The sequence below is a fragment of the Oceanobacillus sp. CF4.6 genome (genome assembly GCF_051262635.1).
In the GTDB taxonomy this organism is placed as follows: Bacteria; Bacillota; Bacilli; order Bacillales; family Amphibacillaceae; genus Oceanobacillus.
Map to the genome: position 1 here is coordinate 64,968 of NZ_JBIMEX010000011.1, position 18,429 is coordinate 83,396.

Sequence of the window (18,429 nt, forward strand, 5' to 3'; positions counted from 1 at the left end):
GCAAAACGATGGATTTATCCAATAGAAAAATTAAATTGACCTATTTATCAGCTATTCGACTTATTGTATTGTTCTATGCTATCGCTGTACTATTTTCAGTGGGGTTACTGAGTCTGCCCATTTTTCATAATGAAGGAGTAGCGTTATCTTTTATTGACCTGGTTTTCACTGCAGTGAGTGCAATAAGCGTTACCGGATTAACAGTTGTTTCTACTGCGGATACGTTTAATACGGCGGGGAAAATTGCATTAACGTTTGTACTGCAATTTGGAGGCATTGGGATCATGACGCTGGGCACCTTTATTTGGGTAATATTTCGTAAACGGATTGGTCTAAGGGGCAGGCAACTTATTCAAATAGATCAAAACAGAACATCATTGTCAGGTTCGGTTCAATTAATCCTGAAAATCCTGAAAACCATTCTTCTGATTGAACTTGTAGGTACGATCATTTTAAGTGCATATTTTTTAAATTACTTCGATACATGGCAAGAATCTTTGTTGCAAGGATATTTTGGAGCTGTCAGTGCTACTACGAATGCTGGATTTGATATTACGGGTTCATCATTGGAACTTTTTGCGAATGACTATTTCGTACAGTTTATAAATATAGTCTTATTAACACTAGGAGCAATTGGTTTTCCTGTACTGCTCGAGTTTCAAGATTATATACGAAGAGATCATCGGGAAGGAAATCCAAGGCATAGCTTTTCCTTGTTTACCAAACTGACAACAATCACTTTTTTTGCACTTATTGTAGTAGGAATGATTTTGATCCTGATTTTGGAACGTAACGGTTTTATGGCGGATAAGGTGTGGCATGAAAAGATATTTTATAGCCTATTCCAATCGGTTACTACGAGAAATGGTGGTCTAGCTACCATGGATGTAAGTGAGTTTACACCTCCTACACTAATTTTATTATGCGTGCTCATGTTTATCGGGGCATCACCAAGCAGTGTGGGTGGGGGTATTAGAACGACTACCTTTGCAATTATGTTGTTAGCTATTTATAATTTTGCTAAGGGAAGAACTGGTATTAAAGTATTTGGCAGAGAACTGGATAACGAAGACATCATTCGTTCTTTTATGGTAATCACGACCGCTGCCATGTTGTGTTTCACTGCAATTATCTTACTGGCTTATATTGAACCATTCCCCATTTTAGCGATCGCTTTTGAGGTTACGTCCGCATTTGGGACAACTGGTTTATCCATGGGTGTTACTCCTGAATTAAGTACAGCTGGAAAATGGATTATTATATTTTTAATGTTTGTAGGTAGAATAGGCATATTCTCCTTCTTATTTCTTATAAGAGGAAAAGAAACAAAAGAAAATTATCATTATCCAAAGGAAAGGGTAATTATTGGATAGTATGATCAATTATATGGCTTATACAATTGGTTGCTTTTCTATATAAAATCAAAATATTACAATCGCTGTAACAATTTTTAATGAAAATAACATATAATATTTAAACTTTCTTTACTTTCATAGGATAAACTAAGTGTAGTAGTTCAGTTTCTAAACAAAAAGAAGCATTTTGTAAAGGTGGGAAATATATTGAGCTCCGAGAAGAATGCAGAAATTGGCGATCAAATTTATTTCAAGTCAGGAATCATAGGTATTGTTGAAAAAATCTATGATAATTCAGTGATGGTTATGGTGACTGAAAATCAGACAGACTTAGAGTTTAAAGGAAATAAAACAATTGTAGGACATAGAAATTATGAGGTAATTTGATTGATGTCACTAGATGGTGCTTCCCTGTAATGAGGGAAAGCACCTTTCTTTATGAAAATAGTGTTATTGTGGCAAGGGACTTTTAACGGAGAAAGCAGGAAATAAGATAAAGAGAACGATAAAGGGAGAGAATGTTATGGGAACGTTAAAAGTGAAAGAACTTCAATCACAAAATGAAATACGGGGAGCCTTTCCGGTAATGAGACAGCTACGGACGCATTTAGACGAAACGACATATCTGGAATTAGTAATCGACGCACAGAAAAACGATAGCTACAAAATGTTTGCTTTGTATGATAATGAAAAAATAGTTGCAGTTTCAGGATTTAAACCGATGATAACTCTATATTATGGGAGATTTGTTTGGGTGTGCGACTTAGTAACAGACCATCAGCTGCGTTCCAAAGGATATGGTGAAAAACTACTTACATTTGTTCACAAATGGGCAAAAGAAAATAAGTATGAAAGTGTCGCATTATCATCAGGATTACAACGTACAGATGCACATCGTTTTTATGAAGATCGGATGAATTATGACAAAGTAAGCTACGTATTTAAAACGTCGATAAATGAATGAAGTTAAAGGACGCCTTTCTGTATTAAGGATTAGCGTTCTTTTATTTTTGAGTATATAATGTCCGTCCTTACAAACTAAAGAATCCAAATTAGCTTTCTAGTTATAATGATGTTACTTTTGGATTATATTTATATAGATATTGATTGAATTATAGTACTTACAAATATAAGAGACATGAGTAGAGGGAATGTGTAATGAAAGAGAAGTTAATCATAAATGCAGATGGATGTTATCAGCTGGCCGAACAGAAGGCGGCTGATTATTTTAAATTACTTTCTGTGCAGCTAAAGGAAAAAGACGATGTCGTGAACCTGACTAAAGATATACAAACGTGGAAACAAAAACATATTCATACCTATTCCTTATTTTCCTTTTTGTCACGTAGAAAAGGAAAAAGGGATTTTTCAGAGTATCAACGTTATATCCAATGGCTCGATGCAAGCGGAAAATTGGATAACTACCTCGACCGCAGCATTTCCTATATTTTCATGCGTGATTTGGGGAAAGCCTTAGACGCTCCTGATACGCAAGAAAGGATTCGGAAAGTCGTGGCCGATTTTAAAAGGTACCTGACTCAATCAGATAAAGGTAACACGATCGAAACATTTCATATGGCCGCGTTGTACCGTTTGGCGCAGAAGGAAGGCATAGAGTCTACAATCATCTGGGTGATGGATAAAATAAAAACGGTTTCCGCCAATATTCCAAGAGGGATGGATGTAGATGAAGCCCAGCGGAAGCTAATTAAAATCATTGCCGGTGTACTCATGCATGAACTTGAAGAGATGAGCAATGATCTTGCACCTGAAGACCGTTCAGAAAAACTGGATACGGCAATAAGGCTCGGCTATTCCTATGGATTGACCTACCCACTTATCGACGATCTTCTCGATTCGAATGTCCTGTCCGATGAAGAGAAGGCAAGCTATTCCGATTTGATTCGTACCGCCATTGTTACTGGGAATGTGCCGGAACTGGATGTGTGGACCGGGAAGAATGCCGAGTTAATTTACTATATTCACGGGGAACTTCGTGATGCTTTTGCCTATATTAAGACGCATCAGCGACCGGAAACACTCCATTCATTTTTTGAGCAATCGTATGTATTTTTTCGGTCCCAGGAAATTGACCGTGTCAAGGATCTATCTAATACTGATTACTCGAATGAAGAGCTGTATATCCCCATCATTTTAAAATCAGCATCGTCACGGTTAATCGTCCGTTCGGTAATCAGTGCAGAGGAAGATGATGGATTTGAGGACCGGACGTTTTATTATGGTATTTACAACCAACTTGCTGATGATTTTGCAGATATGTTTGATGACCTGAAAGCTGGTGCTGTTACTCCCTATACGTATTATTTGACCCACCATGAGAAGCGTAAAGATCTGATCAATCCATTTGAATTATACTGGACAGTCATTTCCCACTTGATTCATCATGTCTATCACTCGGACAAACAGGCCTGTGAGGTGATGTTGGATCGTGCAATAAACGGTCTGAAACGATTCAAGGAGAAAAAGGGAACCAAAACCTACAATGAAGTGATGGAAATATTTGCTTCATTTAATCCGACATTCAATCGCTTGATCCAACAGATGGTTCAAAAAGCAGATGATGTGGATTTCTTTGATAAACTGCTTCGGGACCATATCATTACTACGTTGAAAAAGGATCGGAAGGAACAAGAGGAATTTTTGGAAACCGCCGAAACCGTACGCATTCAAATCAATACCCTATTACATCTCCCGAATAGCAATGAGGATCCATCGATAAAGGCGCCACTTCTAGATGCTGCTAACTACAGTCTGGAAGGGGATGGAAAGCGGCTCCGTCCAATGATGACATGGTTCATGGGTGTACATGAGTATGGATTGGATGAGACTGCCATTGTACCACTGTTGAAATCACTGGAATACATGCACACGGCTTCCTTAATATTTGATGATCTGCCATCCCAGGATAATGCATCCATCCGCAGGGGACGTCCTACTTTGCATGAGGTGTATAACACTGCCAATGCAGAATTGACCGGACTGTTTCTAACCCAAAAGGCGTATGAAGAACAAGCGTCCCTTACGTCATTCGATTCGGAAACAGTACTTCATCTAATCCGCTATTCCTCCCAAATGACAGCAGATATGTGCCGGGGCCAAGCGATGGACTTGGATTCAAAAGGCAAACAATTGACCCTGGAGCAACTAAATACGATGTGTTTTTATAAAACGGGAATGGCCTTTGAAGCGTCACTTATTATGCCTGCAATTCTCGCCGGTAAAGGGGAAATAGAAGCTTTAAAAACATTCGCCTACCATGCCGGCATTGCATTCCAAATCAAGGATGACTTGCTGGATGTGGAGGGGGATCTTGAATTACTCGGGAAAGCCCCTATGAAGGATATGGCTAACAACCGCGCAACGTTTGTGTCCATATTAGGTGTTGATGGTGCCAGAAGAGCAATGTGGGAGCATTATTGCCTTGCTTCAGAAGTCTTGCAGGAGCTCCCACAGCCGATTACTTTTCTGAAGCATTTCCTGAATTATTTAGTGAATCGTGATCATTGAGGTTTGTTTACTTAAGCTGACTTGTGCGGATCTGAGCGAGAAGTCGTTCGATCGAGGCCAGAAGTTGCGCGGTCAGAGCGGGAAGTCGCGCGATTGAGGCCAGAAGTTGCGCGGTTTAAGCGGAAAGTCGCGCGATCGAGGCCAGAAGTTGCGCAATCCGAGCGGAAAGTCGCTCGATCGAGACCAGAAGTCGCGCGATAAAAGAATGCAGATAATCATTCTATATTTTTCACTTTTAAAAGCATAATATACTTGAGGTGAAGAAAATGTATAGACTATTGTCGCATAATGATTTAGATGGAGTTGGCTGTGGAATTTTAGCGAAGCTGGCTTTCGGTAAAGATGTACGGGTACGATACAACTCTATAGCAAGCTTAAATCGGGAAGTTGAATGGTTCCTGGAAAATGGGAATAAGGATACATTTTTATTTGTTACCGATTTGTCTGTAAATGAAGAAAATGAAGAAAAACTGGAAGAATTTTATCGTGCTGGAGGGAACGTTCAATTTCTGGATCATCATAAAACCGCATTGCATTTTAACGAATATGAATGGGGTCATGTTGTGGTAGAAGACGAGGAAGGAAAATTAACCTCAGCAACCTCCTTACTTTATGAATATTTGGTGGACCAGCAATTACTGAAGGCAACCGAATCTCTAACCGAATTTGTAGATCTCGTCAGACAGTATGATACGTGGGAATGGGAGAAAAACGAGAACCAAACAGCAAGACAGCTTAATGCGCTCTTTTTTCTGATATCCATTGAGGAATTTGAAGATATCATGCTCGAACGATTACAGAAAAGTGATCATTTCTACTTTGATGATTTTGAAAAGAAAATCCTTGGCATGGAAGATAATAAAATTGATCGCTATATCCGTCGGAAAAAGCGTCAGCTCGTCCAAACAAAGATTGGTGACCACTATGCTGGGATTGTTTATGCAGAATCGTATCACTCGGAGCTCGGAAATGAACTTGGCAAAGAATATCCGCATCTCGATTATATTGTCATTTTAAATATGGGTGGTAAACGAGCGGGATTCCGGACCATCCATGATCATGTAGATGTATCGGAGGTTGCAGGCCGTTTCGCTGGGGGTGGGCATGCCAAAGCATCAGGTTGCTCGTTAAATAATGATGCTTATAAATTGTTTGTAACAGATACCTTTCACTTGGATGCATTAAGAGAAGATGCGAAACGAAACCGATATAATCTAAAACAATCATCATTTGGTTCGATGTATAAAAACCGCACGGAAGCCATTTTTATAATTTTTTCTGAAGACGATGATCGATGGGTAATTGAACAAAACCAAACAGAACTAGATCAAACTTTTGCTACCTATGAAGAAGCGGAAAACTTTCTGAAGCGAAACTACGAAGCTTGGCTTGTTAAAGATGATACATTTGTCAGGCATTTGATGGAAAAACTGGGTAAGATTAACAGAGACTAAGGTTCCTTATCCCACTGTTCCTCGTTTCTTTTTTTAAAAAATAATTGTAACCCTTTTCTGTAAATTCCGTCTATACTTAATATAAACTAGTATAGAAGTGAAGAGGGTGGGTCGAAATGAAGAAAGGTATGCTTTTGTTGATTGTTCTCTGTATAGGAATCCTGGTGCCTGCTTGCAGCAATGATTCGGAAAGTAGTGAATCGAGCAGTGACCAAGCAAATTTTAATACGGAGGAAAGTATAGAGAGGGAAATTAATGATTCGATTAGTGAGGGAAATGATCATGCTGCCGTGCAAGAAGATAGTGATTCCCAAGGGGAAGGAGCTGCATCTCAAGAAGCAGAAATCATTCAGTCTGATCGAAAAATAATTTATAACGCCAATCTTTATATTGAAGTCAAAGATTATCAACAGACGTTAAATCGTATTCAGTCTCAGGTTGCAGATCGTGGCGGCTATATTGTGGAATCAAATATGACTGGGGATACTGAAAATAATTCCACGTATGGACATATGACTGTAAGAATTCCCCAAGATCAGTTTCGTGAATTTATTGTGATCGTGGAAGAAGGAAGCAGCAATGTTTTGGAAAGTTCTATTTCAGGTCAGGACGTAACGGAAGAGTTTATTGATTTGGAGTCGCGTTTGAAATCAAAACGCGTCGTGGAAGAAAGGCTGTTATCGTTTATGGAGAAAGCGGAAGAAACAGAAGATCTATTAACGATTTCAGCAGATTTGGCAAAAGTTCAAGGCGAGCTTGATGAAATAACAGGGCGAATGAAGTATTTAGAAAACAGAACGGATTTGGCAACAGTTACGATTTCTATTCAGGAAAACAATGTAACGATTTCTGGAATGAATGACGGAGATTTAAATACGTGGGAAAAAACAAAACAACAATTTTTGAAGAGTATCAACTTTCTTCTCTCTGCATTCTCTGGGATTTTTGTTTTTATTATAGGAAATTTACCACTGTTTATTTTACTCGGAGCTATCGCATGGATTGTATTTTTTGTTTATAAGAAGAAGATGAAGGGATAAAGGTACAGATTCGGCGTGGAACCGAACCTGCTTCAGTCCCCTTAGGAACAAATTTTTTGAATATCATTTGAAACAGCTGCTGTTAATTGGGTGGCTGTTTTTGGAATAACGGATTTTAGCGCTGGATTTATGGCGCGTCCACGTAAACCACTAGCTTTTATATCGAGATATCCAGTGATTTTTGTACGTGATTCTGTGATTCTCTCCGCCTCAAAATAACCCGAGCCGGTGAATTTCTCATTAATTCCTTTTAAGTTAAAGGTAACTTTGGTTGGTTCCTGCCAGTTGATGATGTCCACTTCCATATGAAGCGTTCTTTTAATAATTCCAATATCACTGACAAATTTCCAGGTTGATTGCTTATCATTGATGATCTGATGTTCTATATAACCTGGTACTAATGGTGCCCAGTTATTAATATCCCTTACAAACGTCCAAACCGTTTCAATCGGACAATCCACTTGAACAGAATGACTTCCGCCTGGCATTTGATTACCTCCTGTCATAGTTAAAAATGGTTATAATAGTAATATTACCAAGATACGACGTGTTGAAACAACAGAAGTGGTTCCAAAAGCTATATGAAAATTTTATTCGACATATTTCAACAAAATTCGGGGAGTGACAGGCACCTAATGTATAACATCAGTAAAATATGCCAACCTATAGAGGTATGAAACAAGGGAGGTAATAAATATGTCAAAATACGTAAGAGATATCATGACATCTCAGGTTATGACAGTTAATGAAACACAATCTGTACAAGAAGCTGCCGCAATAATGAGTCAGTATAATATTGGGGCTGTACCAGTTATAAATAATAGTGGACAAATGGTCGGAATGGTAACGGACCGTGATATCACTTTACGTACAACGGCGCAAGGACAAAATGCACAAACGCCTGTTTCACAAGTGATGACAGCACAACAAATGGTAGAAGGTACCCCGGATATGGATGTGCACCAAGCTGCACAGTTAATGGCACAGCAACAAATTCGCAGGTTGCCGGTAATTGAAAACGGTCAAATAGTTGGAATGGTAGCATTGGGAGATCTAGCAGTACAAAACCAATACGCCAATGAAGCTGAACAGGCGCTTTCCAGTATTTCAACGCCTTCAGCACCTCAGTCGTAAAACAAAAGTAAGTGAAGATAATAAACGTGCTTGTTCCCCATCGTTATAATATTTATATAGCGGTGGTGGACAAGTATATTTTTATTCGACAAAATTCATCAAAATTCGGGGAGTGACAGGCACTCAAACGAAAAACGGATATCGAGCAGTGTTTAAGATGCTTCGATATCCGGAATTTTGTTTATCTTTTAGTGTTTACTACGCCTTCTTCATCTTATTCGCGAATAAACTAAATCTTTTAGTATTTTATCATAATAAAGTATTAAAGTGTTAAAGTAATGTGATTTTTTTAAAAGGAAGGTGCAGTTCATAACTAAATCGGTTTAATGACTAAGTTGGCGGTATATGGATCGAGGCAAATACTGATAAAGGTTTTTAATCTAGCATCAGGAAAAACCTAGACAGTTACATAAAATAAGTATATAGTTACTTAGGTAACTATTTTTGTTATTGGAGGAAAGTCCTTTGAAACATTCGTTTTTTCATCAACACTTACAGTTCACGCGGTCGTTCACGAAAAATTTAAACGAACATTTAGCCGAGGTAGGCTTATATCATTCGCAATGGTTAATGGTGTATTACTTGAAACAGCATGAGACATCTACACTTATAGAAATCAGCAGTTATCTTGCTGTGGAGAAGCCAACTATTTCTCGTACGGCCAAACGATTGGAAGAACAGCAGCTTATTGAAAAAATTCCAAGCAAAGATAAACGAGAGCGAAGAATCAGACTAACGAAAAAAGGAATAAAAGTTTATGAGGAAGCATTGCAGGTTGTTAGCAATTTTGAACAAGAATTGATGGATGGAATTTCAGAGGAAGATAAGGAAACAACCTTACGAACGATACAACTTCTTAGAGGAAAACTTAAATAAGGGGGAATTTTCTTGAATCGAAAACCCAAATTATGGACAAAAGATTTTATTATGGTTTCAGCAGCTAATTTCCTGCTGTTTGTATCTTTTTATATGTTAATGGTAACATTAGCGATTTATTCCATTGAACAATTTCAGGCATCTCAAAGTATGGCAGGACTTGCATCAAGTATCTTTGTTTTGGGAGCTGTTATTGTAAGACCAATAGCAGGAAAAATGATTGAAACGGTGGGCAGGAAGAGGCTGTTGGTCTTTGGTATTGCACTGTTTTTAGTTATCATGTTACTTTATTTTCCTGTTAATAACTTAGGACTTTTATTACTCATCCGATTTTTGCATGGTTTTGCTTTTGGTATTGGTACAACCGCAACAGGAACGATTGCTGTTGGTGTGATTCCACAGGTACGACGAGGAGAAGGGATGGGTTACTTTGCAACGAGTACAAACCTGGCAATGGCGGTAGGGCCATTTTTAGGATTGATCATCAGTCAATATTTTGCAGATGACATGATCTTTGTTGCAACAACAATCTTCTCAATCATTGCTTTAGTAGCGACTTTACTCATGAATGTACCAGAGAGAGAAAAAGTTAAAGAGCACCAGAATGTGAAAAAAGGTTTCCGTTTTAGTGATTACTTTGAAAAAACAACATTACCAATTGCAATTTTCGTTGCAATCTCTGGATTTGTATACTCCAGTATTTTGTCGTTCATGACTGCTTATGCAACCGAAATAAACTTAGTGGATGCAGCAAGTTTCTTCTTTGTCATGTACGCGGTCTTTCTATTACTCTCCAGACCAGTAACAGGTCGGATGTTTGACCTTAGAGGGGAAAACATTGTCATGTATCCGGCAATCTTATTATATGGTGTTGGGTTAATTCTATTAAGTCAGGCTCAACTCGGAATTACATTGCTTATAGCTGGTGCAATTATTGGAGTTGGCTTTGGTACATTGCAATCAAGTGCACAAACCATTGCTGTGAACGAAGCTCCTAACCATCGAGTTGGCTTAGCCACATCGACCTTTTTTGTGTTCTTTGACATTGGAGTTGGAACTGGTCCATTTCTATTAGGAATCATTCTCCCATTAACAGGCTTTCGAGGGCTCTATCTAGGCATGGCAGCCATTGCCTTTATTACAATTGCAGTTTACTATTTGGTGCATGGTAAAAAAGCGGCTGAACGACTTAGACTTAATCCACAAGACTAAAATTGCCCAAAAAGAAAGGAACCGACTCATTTGTATGAGTCGGTTTTTTCGCATTGTTGTTAGAAATCATCAACATTCACTATTATATAAACTAACGAAATGTCATACACTTTCGGAATGCCTTTTTCGTTTATAAAGCCTTCTTGCTTATCTGTTTTTTTAATTATTCATCATCCAATATTTCATCAAATGCTTCGGAGACTTTATCAAATTCATCATCGGTTTCAATTGCTGATAACTCACCATCGTCGATTCTAAGGAAAAAGAGATCAATTTCTTCTTTACTATCTTCTTGTAGGTCCTCTAAAAAGCTAACGGCCACATAGTCCGTATCTTCTAGGGTAACCTTTGCCAACACTTCAACTTCTTGATCCTGTGCCGTTTCATCCGTAATTGTAAATACTTCGCCAACTTCAATTCTATCCATTTGAATAATCCTCCCTTTCTTATTATAAAATGAATTTGTGATTGCTTTCTTTAGTTTTACTTGAAGTAGGAAAATAATGCAAATCTAATATAAGCATATGCCAATAAATTTTATGGAAATCAGATATCTTGCGGATGGGGGAAATTTAAAATAGTGGAGTAAAAAAAGAATGCGTCAAAAAAAAGATAGATGTTATGTGGACTATGAAGCAAGTTACAACGAATGTTTAAAAGAACTTGGGTCAGGAACAGTCCTCGAAACGTGGACAACTTTCCTGACCGCCTGTTCTATTCTAAATTTGCATGTCTTCCGTACATCGTATCGGAGTGGAGTTCTTTTTTCTCCATCAATCGTAAAATAATTGAATCATAAAATAATAGAAGGGACTGTTCATACAGGGATCCCATTGGTTGAATGGATTTCCCACTAGTTCCCTCTGCTTTTGCTTGGGCTGGAACTTCAATCGTGATAGCTGCGAATCGAGCAATAGCAGAAGTAGGATTGGTAGTTACCAGTGCAATGGATGCACCTATGCTTTTGGCTTTCTCGGCCATGGATAGCAGGCTTTTGGTTTCTCCTGATCCAGAGCCAATGATAAGCATATCATTGGATTCGAGATTTGGTGTTATCGTTTCGCCTACGACATATGGATCAAGTCCAATATGCATCATGCGCATGGCAAATGCTTTCGCCATTAAACCGGAGCGGCCACTACCTGCAACAAAAATTTTATTTGCGCGCTGCATTCCATCTACCAGATTTTCTGCTTCATCATCATCCATCCGCTCGATGGTACGACTTAGCTCGGCAAGTATTTCCTTTGTATAAGCAATTGTTTGCATATTATACGGTCACGCCTGCTTTAATAAGGTGTTGCATTTGTGCAGCGACTTCTTTTTTGTTCTCTTTGCCCGTGATTCCTCCACCAACAATGATGAGATCTGGTTGTGCTTTAATGACCTCAGGTAAGGTTTCAAGCTTAATTCCACCAGCAATTGCTATTTTCGCATTTTTTACGACGCTTTTTATGCTACGTAAATCTTCGAATGAATCTTTACCTTCTGCTTGCAAATCATAGCCTGTATGTACGCAAATATAGTCAGCGCCTAATGCATCAAGCTCTTTTGCACGCGTTTGGATATCTTTTACAGCAATCATATCTACGAGAATTTGTTTTCCTTGTTTTTTCGCTTCTTCAACAGCACCTTTGATGGAAGCATCTTCTGCTTGACCAAGAATAGTGATAATATCAGCGCCAGCTTGAGACGCATTTGCAACTTCATAACCTGCAGCGTCCATGATTTTAATGTCTGCTAGAACCTCTAAATTAGGGAATGCTGTTTTGATTGCTTGTACTGCTTGATGACCTTCTATATTAATAATCGGTGTCCCTATCTCGACAATATCAATATGTTCTTCTACTTCTTTTACCAATTCGATGGCTTCTGGAATGTTGACTAGGTCTAAAGCTAACTGTAATTTCATTTTATCATTTCCCCTTTGTTGTAAAATTTCCTGCAAACCTAGTATAGATCCTTAAACGAAAATTGATAAGTACGCACATTGAAAACATATAGTGATTCAAAGTATACTGTGGTCTTCAAAAAAGAGGTAGGAAATTTGCGAAGAAGGTTAGTATTATTTTAATAGGCCATATTTACCAAAAGAAAGCTATCTCCCCAATAAGCGTCTGTTCTCGCCTTGGATATGGATAGCTTTTTTAAGTTTTCCACTGTAAAACTTAAAACTTGATCTAGGTCAAGGAATGAAGCCTTATCTCGTTTTACAATAAATGCATAGCACGAAACAAGTAGGAGAATTCAAAAAAGTTTTTTAAAGAAAATCTCCAAACTTGATGACGGTCAATTAAATAAGTTGGAAAGGATTCTATAATAAGCGTATAAAGAAAGGCAGTTGAAGAGGAGGTAAACAATGATGAAGGCAGTTTTACAAATTGCACCACTCGAATGTGCTGGCTGCGTTAAAAAGTTGGAAGATCATCTATCACAAATGAATGGTGTCATATCTGTCAACGTTTTCCCTCAACTAGGAAAGGTTCGAATGGAATTTGACCGAATCAAGGTGCATGTACACCAGTTAGAAAAGACCATTTCAACGCTCGGTTTCCAAGTCTTATCACTAAAAAATTAACAGAGAAAAGAGAGGATAAAAATGATTCGATTTATTCATAAACATAAAAACCATATTACCGCAATATCAGGTCTATTATTAGTTCTTGCAATCATTACACATATCACAGGTTATCACGGCTTACGGCAAGGAATCCTACTTGCAGCAACGGTTATCGCAGGTATTCCAATTTTCATAAAAGCTTTCCAGGCACTTCGCATGAAGGCTTTCAGTATTGAGTTACTTGTTACGATCGCTGTAATTGGTGCCATCTTTATTGGAGAATATGTTGAGTCAGCAGTTGTTACGTTCTTATTCCTATTCGGTGACTTTTTAGAAGCACGTACATTGCAAAAAACAAGATCCTCTTTAAAAGAACTTGTCGATATGGCCCCACAGGAAGCTACAGTAGTTCGCGACGGGGATCAATTAACCCTTCCCGTAGAAAATGTAGTCGAAGGAGATCATGTCATCATCCGTCCTGGTGGAAAGATTCCAGTTGATGGGAAAATTATTACAGGTCAAGCATCTTTAAATGAAGCAGCAATTACTGGTGAATCTGTACCAGCAACAAAGAAATTGGATGACAAAGTGTATAGTGGAACGATTGTCGATAATGGATACATTGAAATCATTGCTGAAAAGGTAGGAGATGATACGACCTTTGCGAAAATTATTGAACTTGTCGAAGAAGCACAGGAATCGAAATCAAAAACAGAGAAGTTTCTTGATAAATTTGCCAATATCTACACACCGGCCGTTGTCGTATTGTCTGTCCTTGTTTATGCCTTTACAAGAGATGTACACACAGCCATTACATTCTTAGTTGTCGCATGTCCTGGGGCGCTCGTTATCGGTGCTCCCGTATCGAATGTCGCGGGTATTGGAAATGGCGCGAAAAACGGGGTACTCGTCAAGGGTGGAGAAGTGATGGATAAATTCTCGAAAGTCGACACACTCGTTTTTGATAAAACAGGCACATTAACAAAAGGAAAACCAGAAGTAACAGACATCCATACATTTGATAAACAAGATGAAAATGAATTATTACAATTGGTTGCCCAAGCAGAGACCATCTCTGAACACCATTTAGGTCAAACGATCGTGAAAGAAGCGAAAGCAAGAGCATTGAATGTAGGAGAAAAACCTGAAGAGGCAGAAGTCATCAAAGGGAATGGACTTCGTGCCAATGTAGAAGGACAAATGCTCGCAATTGGTAATCGGAAGTTAATGCATGCAGAAAACATTGACTTGCCTTCAGAGGTCGCAGCATATGCAATCGAACGTGAGAAGTTAGGAAATACGGCAATCTTTGCAGCAGTAGATGGAAAGGTCCGTGGAATCTTCTCGATTGCTGATCAAATTCGCGACGATGCACCAGAAGCGTTAGCGGAAATGAGAAAAAATGGAATTAAGAAGATCATTATGCTTACAGGTGATAATAAACACACCGCAGAATTAGTTGCAAACCAATTAGGTTTAGATGAATTCTATGCAGAATTATTGCCGGAAGATAAAGTAGCGTATGTGAAGAAATTGAAAGAAGAAGGTCATATCGTAGCCATGGCTGGTGATGGTATCAATGATGCCCCTGCGATAGCAACTGCAGATATTGGACTTGCGATGGGTGAAGGTGGAACAGACATTTCGATGGAAACAGCGGATGTCGTCTTAATGGCAGATAAGCTAAAACAATTCTCCCATGCCTATTCTTTATCAAAAGCAACCATTCGAAATATGAAGCAAAATACATTCTTTTCGGTAGGTATTGTCTTTGTTCTACTCGCGGGTGTCTTGGGAGGAGCTGTCCACTTAGCATCAGGTATGTTCATCCATGAAGCAAGTGTATTGCTCGTCATCTTAAATGCAATGCGACTCATTCGCTTCAATCAAAAAAATACGAAAGAAGATACAAACATGCAAGTAACACATGCCTAAGCAAGAGAATGCGAGGTATTAAAGGAGGTGATAAGCGCAATCTAGCATTAATTTCAGCTTACGAATGAAAAACAAAAAAATATTTACTGGAGGAATGAAAAATGGAACAACAAACACATACAGAACATGAACACCACCATCATCATGCAACAGCAGCATTTATGGTCAATCACCTCATTGCCAATCAAGGAGTCTTGAATGTAAAACTCCATCAATTCCATTGGTATATTCAAGGACGTGATTTTTTTAGATTACATGAAAAATTTGAAGAATTATATAATGCAGTAAACCAATATTACGATCAATTTGCCGAACGAATGCTCGCCATTGGTGAAAAACCATATTCTACCTTAGCAGAATATCTAGAGCACGCATTTATTAGTGAAAAGCCATATGAAAAGAAAATGAGTTCCAACGAGATGGTAGAAGCATTAGTCGGTGATTACCGAACCATTCGGGATGTCACGATCAAAGCAATCGAATTAGCAGTAAAAGAAGATGATTTTGTAACAGAAGATATGCTAAAAGAATATAAAGCAAATCTCGATCAGACCATTTGGATGCTTCAAGCATATCTAGGAAACGATGCACTTGAAGGAGAAGAAGAATAATAAGCTGGGACCGCAGATATGGTCCCAGCTTATTCTATATAGTCATTAATAATGATAATAAGTGAAAAGCGTATATACTCAAACAATCGCCTGTTCCATTATTAAACTAAAGTTGAACAATCAATTTAGCTTGCAGGTTATAACAAAGCAAAAGCTATCTTTCTTTTTAAAAGATAGCTTTTGCATGTGTTTAATACGAGTTTAGAAATAAGTAACTTAGCATCAAAATTAAACGATGTTTTTCTTGATTTTTTCAATCATCGTCTTGTATTCTTCATCACTTAAGTATGTCTTGCTTGGGTTCATTTCAAATGTGGAACCCCAATTTTCTTTTCCTTCATATTTTGGAACAATATGCATATGCATGTGGTGCATTGTATCTCCATAAGCGCCATAATTAATTTTATTTGGTTGGTAAGTCTTATCTATAGCTGCGGCAACTTTTTTAACATCATTCATAAATGCAGCTAATTCCTGTTCTTCCAGTTGATATAATTCTTTAACGTGATCCTTATAGACTACATTACATCTACCTGTATAGGTCTGCTCTTTAAAAAGGAAAACGGTTGAGACATCCAACTGACATATCTCGATCATAAGATTATCCCGATTTTCATCTTCCATGCAGTACATACAATTTTTGTTTAATTCCATATTGATGTCCTCCTTATTTTATTGACTGATTTAGATGGTCATACTTCCATATCCACCATCTCTACCCACAGCAATGATCCTGTTACAAATCTGCTTGCTCTACCAGGCAGATGCCAAGAAAAACGGCGGTTTCTTGTAATTTTTCAGGATCACGAGAACACTTCATTGGAGTGTGATTCAATACATTTTCGTCTCCAAATTCCTGTGTTAATTATCTTTGCTATATTATTTAAACTAGCTTTAGATACAGAATAAGTCAATCCTTTTGATCGGACCACACCACCTGACCTTGCTCCATTTTATTGGCAACTTTTTTCATTTTATAAAAGATGAGCGAAAAATAAGCATTAGGATTAATCGATCATAAATTAGACTGCATTTTTTAAAAGTAAATGTAATTTATGCTAGAATAGAAGTGTCAATCGTTTTGCTATAGAAAAGGGAGGGTTCTGTGATGACTAAGAAAGTACTTGTTGCTTATGATGGATCTATTTTGAGTAGAAAAGCACTGGAAGAAGCTAAGGTACAAGCGTCTCAACTACCTGATACAGAAGTCCATATCATCTCCGTTGTAAAGCCGACGGGCCCGAATACGAATGCAGGTATATCCAGAAGTATTGGTTATGAATTAGCTGAAGATTTCCGTCCACAGATGGAAAAAATTAAACAAGAGTTCGAAAAACTAGAAATTCCTGTGGAAACGAATATTATTATTGGGGAAACAAAGAAAAACCCAGGCGGAAAGGTATGTGAATATGCAACAGAACATGCTATTGATATGATTATCCTCGGAAGTCGTGGTCTGGGTAATCTGAAGAAAATCTTTCTTGGTAGTGTCAGTAATGAGATTGTTCAAAATGCAACTTGTCCTGTTCTAGTAATCAAGTAATACAAAAAAGCGCACGACAAAAAGAAAGCGGTCACAATCGTGATTTTTTCTGAAATGTAGATGAAATGCTAGAAACGACATAATAGAAGAGTATGCTCAGTTCTAAAGTGAACTGAGCATTTTTTGAGTTTTCTCTACAGAAATAGAAGTACGTAGAAATTCCTTCCTACTTTCTGCTAGTTATTTAGCCGTCGTTTCTTTGATCGTAATCGAATTAGGTACGGTTTCATCTAAAAAATCCTTGTAAGAAATACCCCACTTCGTCATTTGTTCGAGCAAGGGGCGAAGCGAATCTCCTTGTGCGGTTAGCGAGTATTCTACTTTTGGTGGTACGACCGGATATACCTCTCTGTGAACAAGAAAATCGGATTCTAATTCACGAAGTTGGGTGATGAGCATGCGCTGGGTAATTCCTGGAATGAGTCGTCTTAGTTCATTAAAACGTGTCGTTCCTTCATTACCTAAATTCCAAAGAATCAGCATTTTCCATTTCCCGCCTATAACAGAAAGGGTTAGTTCTTTCTCACAGTTAAACTCTCTTTCACGTCCATGATCCATGGAATCATCCCTTCATCTAATCGAGATAACAGTATACTTTTATGTACTATATACGTAAAATATACTGTCATTTGTAAAAGATAGTATACATGTATCGAATTAGAATTGTATAGCCTAACGACTTGAGCCGGACAGGTTTCTTATCCCAATTTGGTCTTACGCATGGAATGAGAGCTCTTTTGGTTGTGATTTTCTCGAAACTGGATTGCTTAATAAACAAACGAAGGAGAAAGCTAAACGTCATACGTGCTTGTCTCGTTGGAGGATATGGGTTATTTCGAGAAGTCTTCAAAAAATAATAAACCCCGTTATCATCTTCTATAACGGAGTCTTCATTAAATTATATTGTGTTTGTTTAAGAAACCCGATTTTATGTTTTAGTACGGGTATCATTTACCTCAGGATTCCGATGAAGAATAAATGTTGACTTGTTTTTCTGTTGCAGGAAATTACGGACTTCTTCTATGGAAAGATCGAGTTTTCTAGCTTCCCATATCAATTGCAACCATTCTTGATCCAACTTCGCTATGTCAACCGATTGTCGTGAATGCATCTCTATTTCCGTTCACCCTTTCCCCGAAAAATTCACCTTAACTTCTGCCTTGTATCATTATAATAGGGGA

The 18,429-nt window shown here is 38.1% G+C and carries 20 protein-coding genes; 13 read left to right on the forward strand and 7 right to left on the reverse strand.

Annotation, left to right across the window (positions count from 1 at the left end):
* The first annotated feature begins 8 nt into the window (after positions 1-8).
* The 6 genes from ACHABU_RS15665 (at position 9) to ACHABU_RS15690 (ending at position 7,377) form a co-directional block, all read left to right on the forward strand.
* Complete coding sequence (locus tag ACHABU_RS15665) at positions 9-1,373, forward strand: TrkH family potassium uptake protein (RefSeq protein WP_435765874.1); 1,365 nt, start codon at positions 9-11, stop codon at positions 1,371-1,373.
* A 189-nt stretch (positions 1,374-1,562) separates the two neighbouring features.
* Positions 1,563-1,742 carry a DUF2187 family protein gene (locus ACHABU_RS15670; RefSeq protein WP_435765875.1) on the forward strand — a complete coding sequence of 60 codons (180 nt, stop codon included), beginning with the start codon at positions 1,563-1,565 and terminating at the stop codon, positions 1,740-1,742.
* Positions 1,743-1,878: 136 nt separating this feature from the next.
* On the forward strand, positions 1,879-2,319 hold the full coding sequence (locus tag ACHABU_RS15675) for a GNAT family N-acetyltransferase (RefSeq protein WP_435765876.1): 441 nt from the start codon (positions 1,879-1,881) through the stop codon (positions 2,317-2,319).
* Between the two features lie 194 nt (positions 2,320-2,513).
* Positions 2,514-4,883 (forward strand): polyprenyl synthetase family protein, encoded by a 2,370-nt coding sequence (locus ACHABU_RS15680; protein WP_435765877.1) that lies wholly within the window; start codon positions 2,514-2,516, stop codon positions 4,881-4,883.
* A 266-nt stretch (positions 4,884-5,149) separates the two neighbouring features.
* On the forward strand, positions 5,150-6,337 hold the full coding sequence (locus tag ACHABU_RS15685; RefSeq protein WP_435765878.1) for a DHH family phosphoesterase: 1,188 nt from the start codon (positions 5,150-5,152) through the stop codon (positions 6,335-6,337).
* A gap of 116 nt (positions 6,338-6,453) precedes the next feature.
* On the forward strand, positions 6,454-7,377 hold the full coding sequence (locus ACHABU_RS15690) for a DUF4349 domain-containing protein (protein ID WP_435765879.1): 924 nt from the start codon (positions 6,454-6,456) through the stop codon (positions 7,375-7,377).
* A gap of 41 nt (positions 7,378-7,418) precedes the next feature.
* Here the strand turns inward: ACHABU_RS15690 and ACHABU_RS15695 are convergent, their stop codons facing one another.
* A complete protein-coding gene (locus ACHABU_RS15695) occupies positions 7,419-7,865 on the reverse strand; it encodes a CoxG family protein (RefSeq protein WP_435765880.1) in 447 nt (148 codons plus the stop codon).
* 208 nt (positions 7,866-8,073) lie between these two features.
* Here ACHABU_RS15695 and ACHABU_RS15700 point away from each other — a divergent pair, with 208 nt between their 5' ends.
* The 3 genes from ACHABU_RS15700 to ACHABU_RS15710 all read left to right on the forward strand — a co-directional run bounded on the left by ACHABU_RS15700 (position 8,074) and on the right by ACHABU_RS15710 (position 10,599).
* Positions 8,074-8,511: a CBS domain-containing protein gene (locus ACHABU_RS15700; protein WP_435765881.1), complete on the forward strand. Its 438-nt coding sequence runs from the start codon at positions 8,074-8,076 to the stop codon at positions 8,509-8,511.
* A gap of 465 nt (positions 8,512-8,976) precedes the next feature.
* Complete coding sequence (locus tag ACHABU_RS15705; RefSeq protein ID WP_435765882.1) at positions 8,977-9,387, forward strand: MarR family winged helix-turn-helix transcriptional regulator; 411 nt, start codon at positions 8,977-8,979, stop codon at positions 9,385-9,387.
* A gap of 12 nt (positions 9,388-9,399) precedes the next feature.
* On the forward strand, positions 9,400-10,599 hold the full coding sequence (locus tag ACHABU_RS15710) for an MFS transporter (protein WP_435765883.1): 1,200 nt from the start codon (positions 9,400-9,402) through the stop codon (positions 10,597-10,599).
* A gap of 163 nt (positions 10,600-10,762) precedes the next feature.
* On the opposite strand, the gene ACHABU_RS15715 is transcribed toward ACHABU_RS15710, so the two are convergent.
* From ACHABU_RS15715 to hxlA, 3 genes are all read right to left on the reverse strand, one after another.
* Positions 10,763-11,026 carry a DUF1292 domain-containing protein gene (locus tag ACHABU_RS15715; RefSeq protein ID WP_435765884.1) on the reverse strand — a complete coding sequence of 88 codons (264 nt, stop codon included), beginning with the start codon at positions 11,024-11,026 and terminating at the stop codon, positions 10,763-10,765.
* A gap of 287 nt (positions 11,027-11,313) precedes the next feature.
* Positions 11,314-11,868, reverse strand: coding sequence for a 6-phospho-3-hexuloisomerase (hxlB, locus tag ACHABU_RS15720; protein ID WP_435765885.1), 555 nt, complete (start codon positions 11,866-11,868; stop codon positions 11,314-11,316).
* A 1-nt stretch (position 11,869) separates the two neighbouring features.
* Complete coding sequence (hxlA, locus tag ACHABU_RS15725) at positions 11,870-12,511, reverse strand: 3-hexulose-6-phosphate synthase (protein WP_435765886.1); 642 nt, start codon at positions 12,509-12,511, stop codon at positions 11,870-11,872.
* A 447-nt stretch (positions 12,512-12,958) separates the two neighbouring features.
* On the opposite strand from hxlA, the gene ACHABU_RS15730 reads away from it, so the two are divergent.
* From ACHABU_RS15730 to ACHABU_RS15740, 3 genes are all read left to right on the forward strand, one after another.
* Complete coding sequence (locus tag ACHABU_RS15730) at positions 12,959-13,177, forward strand: heavy-metal-associated domain-containing protein (protein WP_435765887.1); 219 nt, start codon at positions 12,959-12,961, stop codon at positions 13,175-13,177.
* 21 nt (positions 13,178-13,198) lie between these two features.
* Positions 13,199-15,094: a heavy metal translocating P-type ATPase gene (locus ACHABU_RS15735; protein WP_435765888.1), complete on the forward strand. Its 1,896-nt coding sequence runs from the start codon at positions 13,199-13,201 to the stop codon at positions 15,092-15,094.
* A gap of 101 nt (positions 15,095-15,195) precedes the next feature.
* Positions 15,196-15,705 (forward strand): Dps family protein, encoded by a 510-nt coding sequence (locus ACHABU_RS15740; protein ID WP_435765889.1) that lies wholly within the window; start codon positions 15,196-15,198, stop codon positions 15,703-15,705.
* A 228-nt stretch (positions 15,706-15,933) separates the two neighbouring features.
* On the opposite strand, the gene ACHABU_RS15745 is transcribed toward ACHABU_RS15740, so the two are convergent.
* Positions 15,934-16,359 carry an HIT family protein gene (locus tag ACHABU_RS15745; protein ID WP_435765890.1) on the reverse strand — a complete coding sequence of 142 codons (426 nt, stop codon included), beginning with the start codon at positions 16,357-16,359 and terminating at the stop codon, positions 15,934-15,936.
* A gap of 454 nt (positions 16,360-16,813) precedes the next feature.
* On the opposite strand from ACHABU_RS15745, the gene ACHABU_RS15750 reads away from it, so the two are divergent.
* Positions 16,814-17,248 (forward strand): universal stress protein, encoded by a 435-nt coding sequence (locus tag ACHABU_RS15750; protein WP_435765891.1) that lies wholly within the window; start codon positions 16,814-16,816, stop codon positions 17,246-17,248.
* A 180-nt stretch (positions 17,249-17,428) separates the two neighbouring features.
* Here ACHABU_RS15750 and ACHABU_RS15755 read toward each other — a convergent pair whose 3' ends face one another.
* On the reverse strand, positions 17,429-17,806 hold the full coding sequence (locus ACHABU_RS15755) for a winged helix-turn-helix transcriptional regulator (protein WP_435765892.1): 378 nt from the start codon (positions 17,804-17,806) through the stop codon (positions 17,429-17,431).
* Positions 17,807-18,176: 370 nt separating this feature from the next.
* Complete coding sequence (locus tag ACHABU_RS15760; RefSeq protein WP_435765893.1) at positions 18,177-18,359, reverse strand: anti-repressor SinI family protein; 183 nt, start codon at positions 18,357-18,359, stop codon at positions 18,177-18,179.
* Positions 18,360-18,429 lie beyond the last annotated feature (70 nt).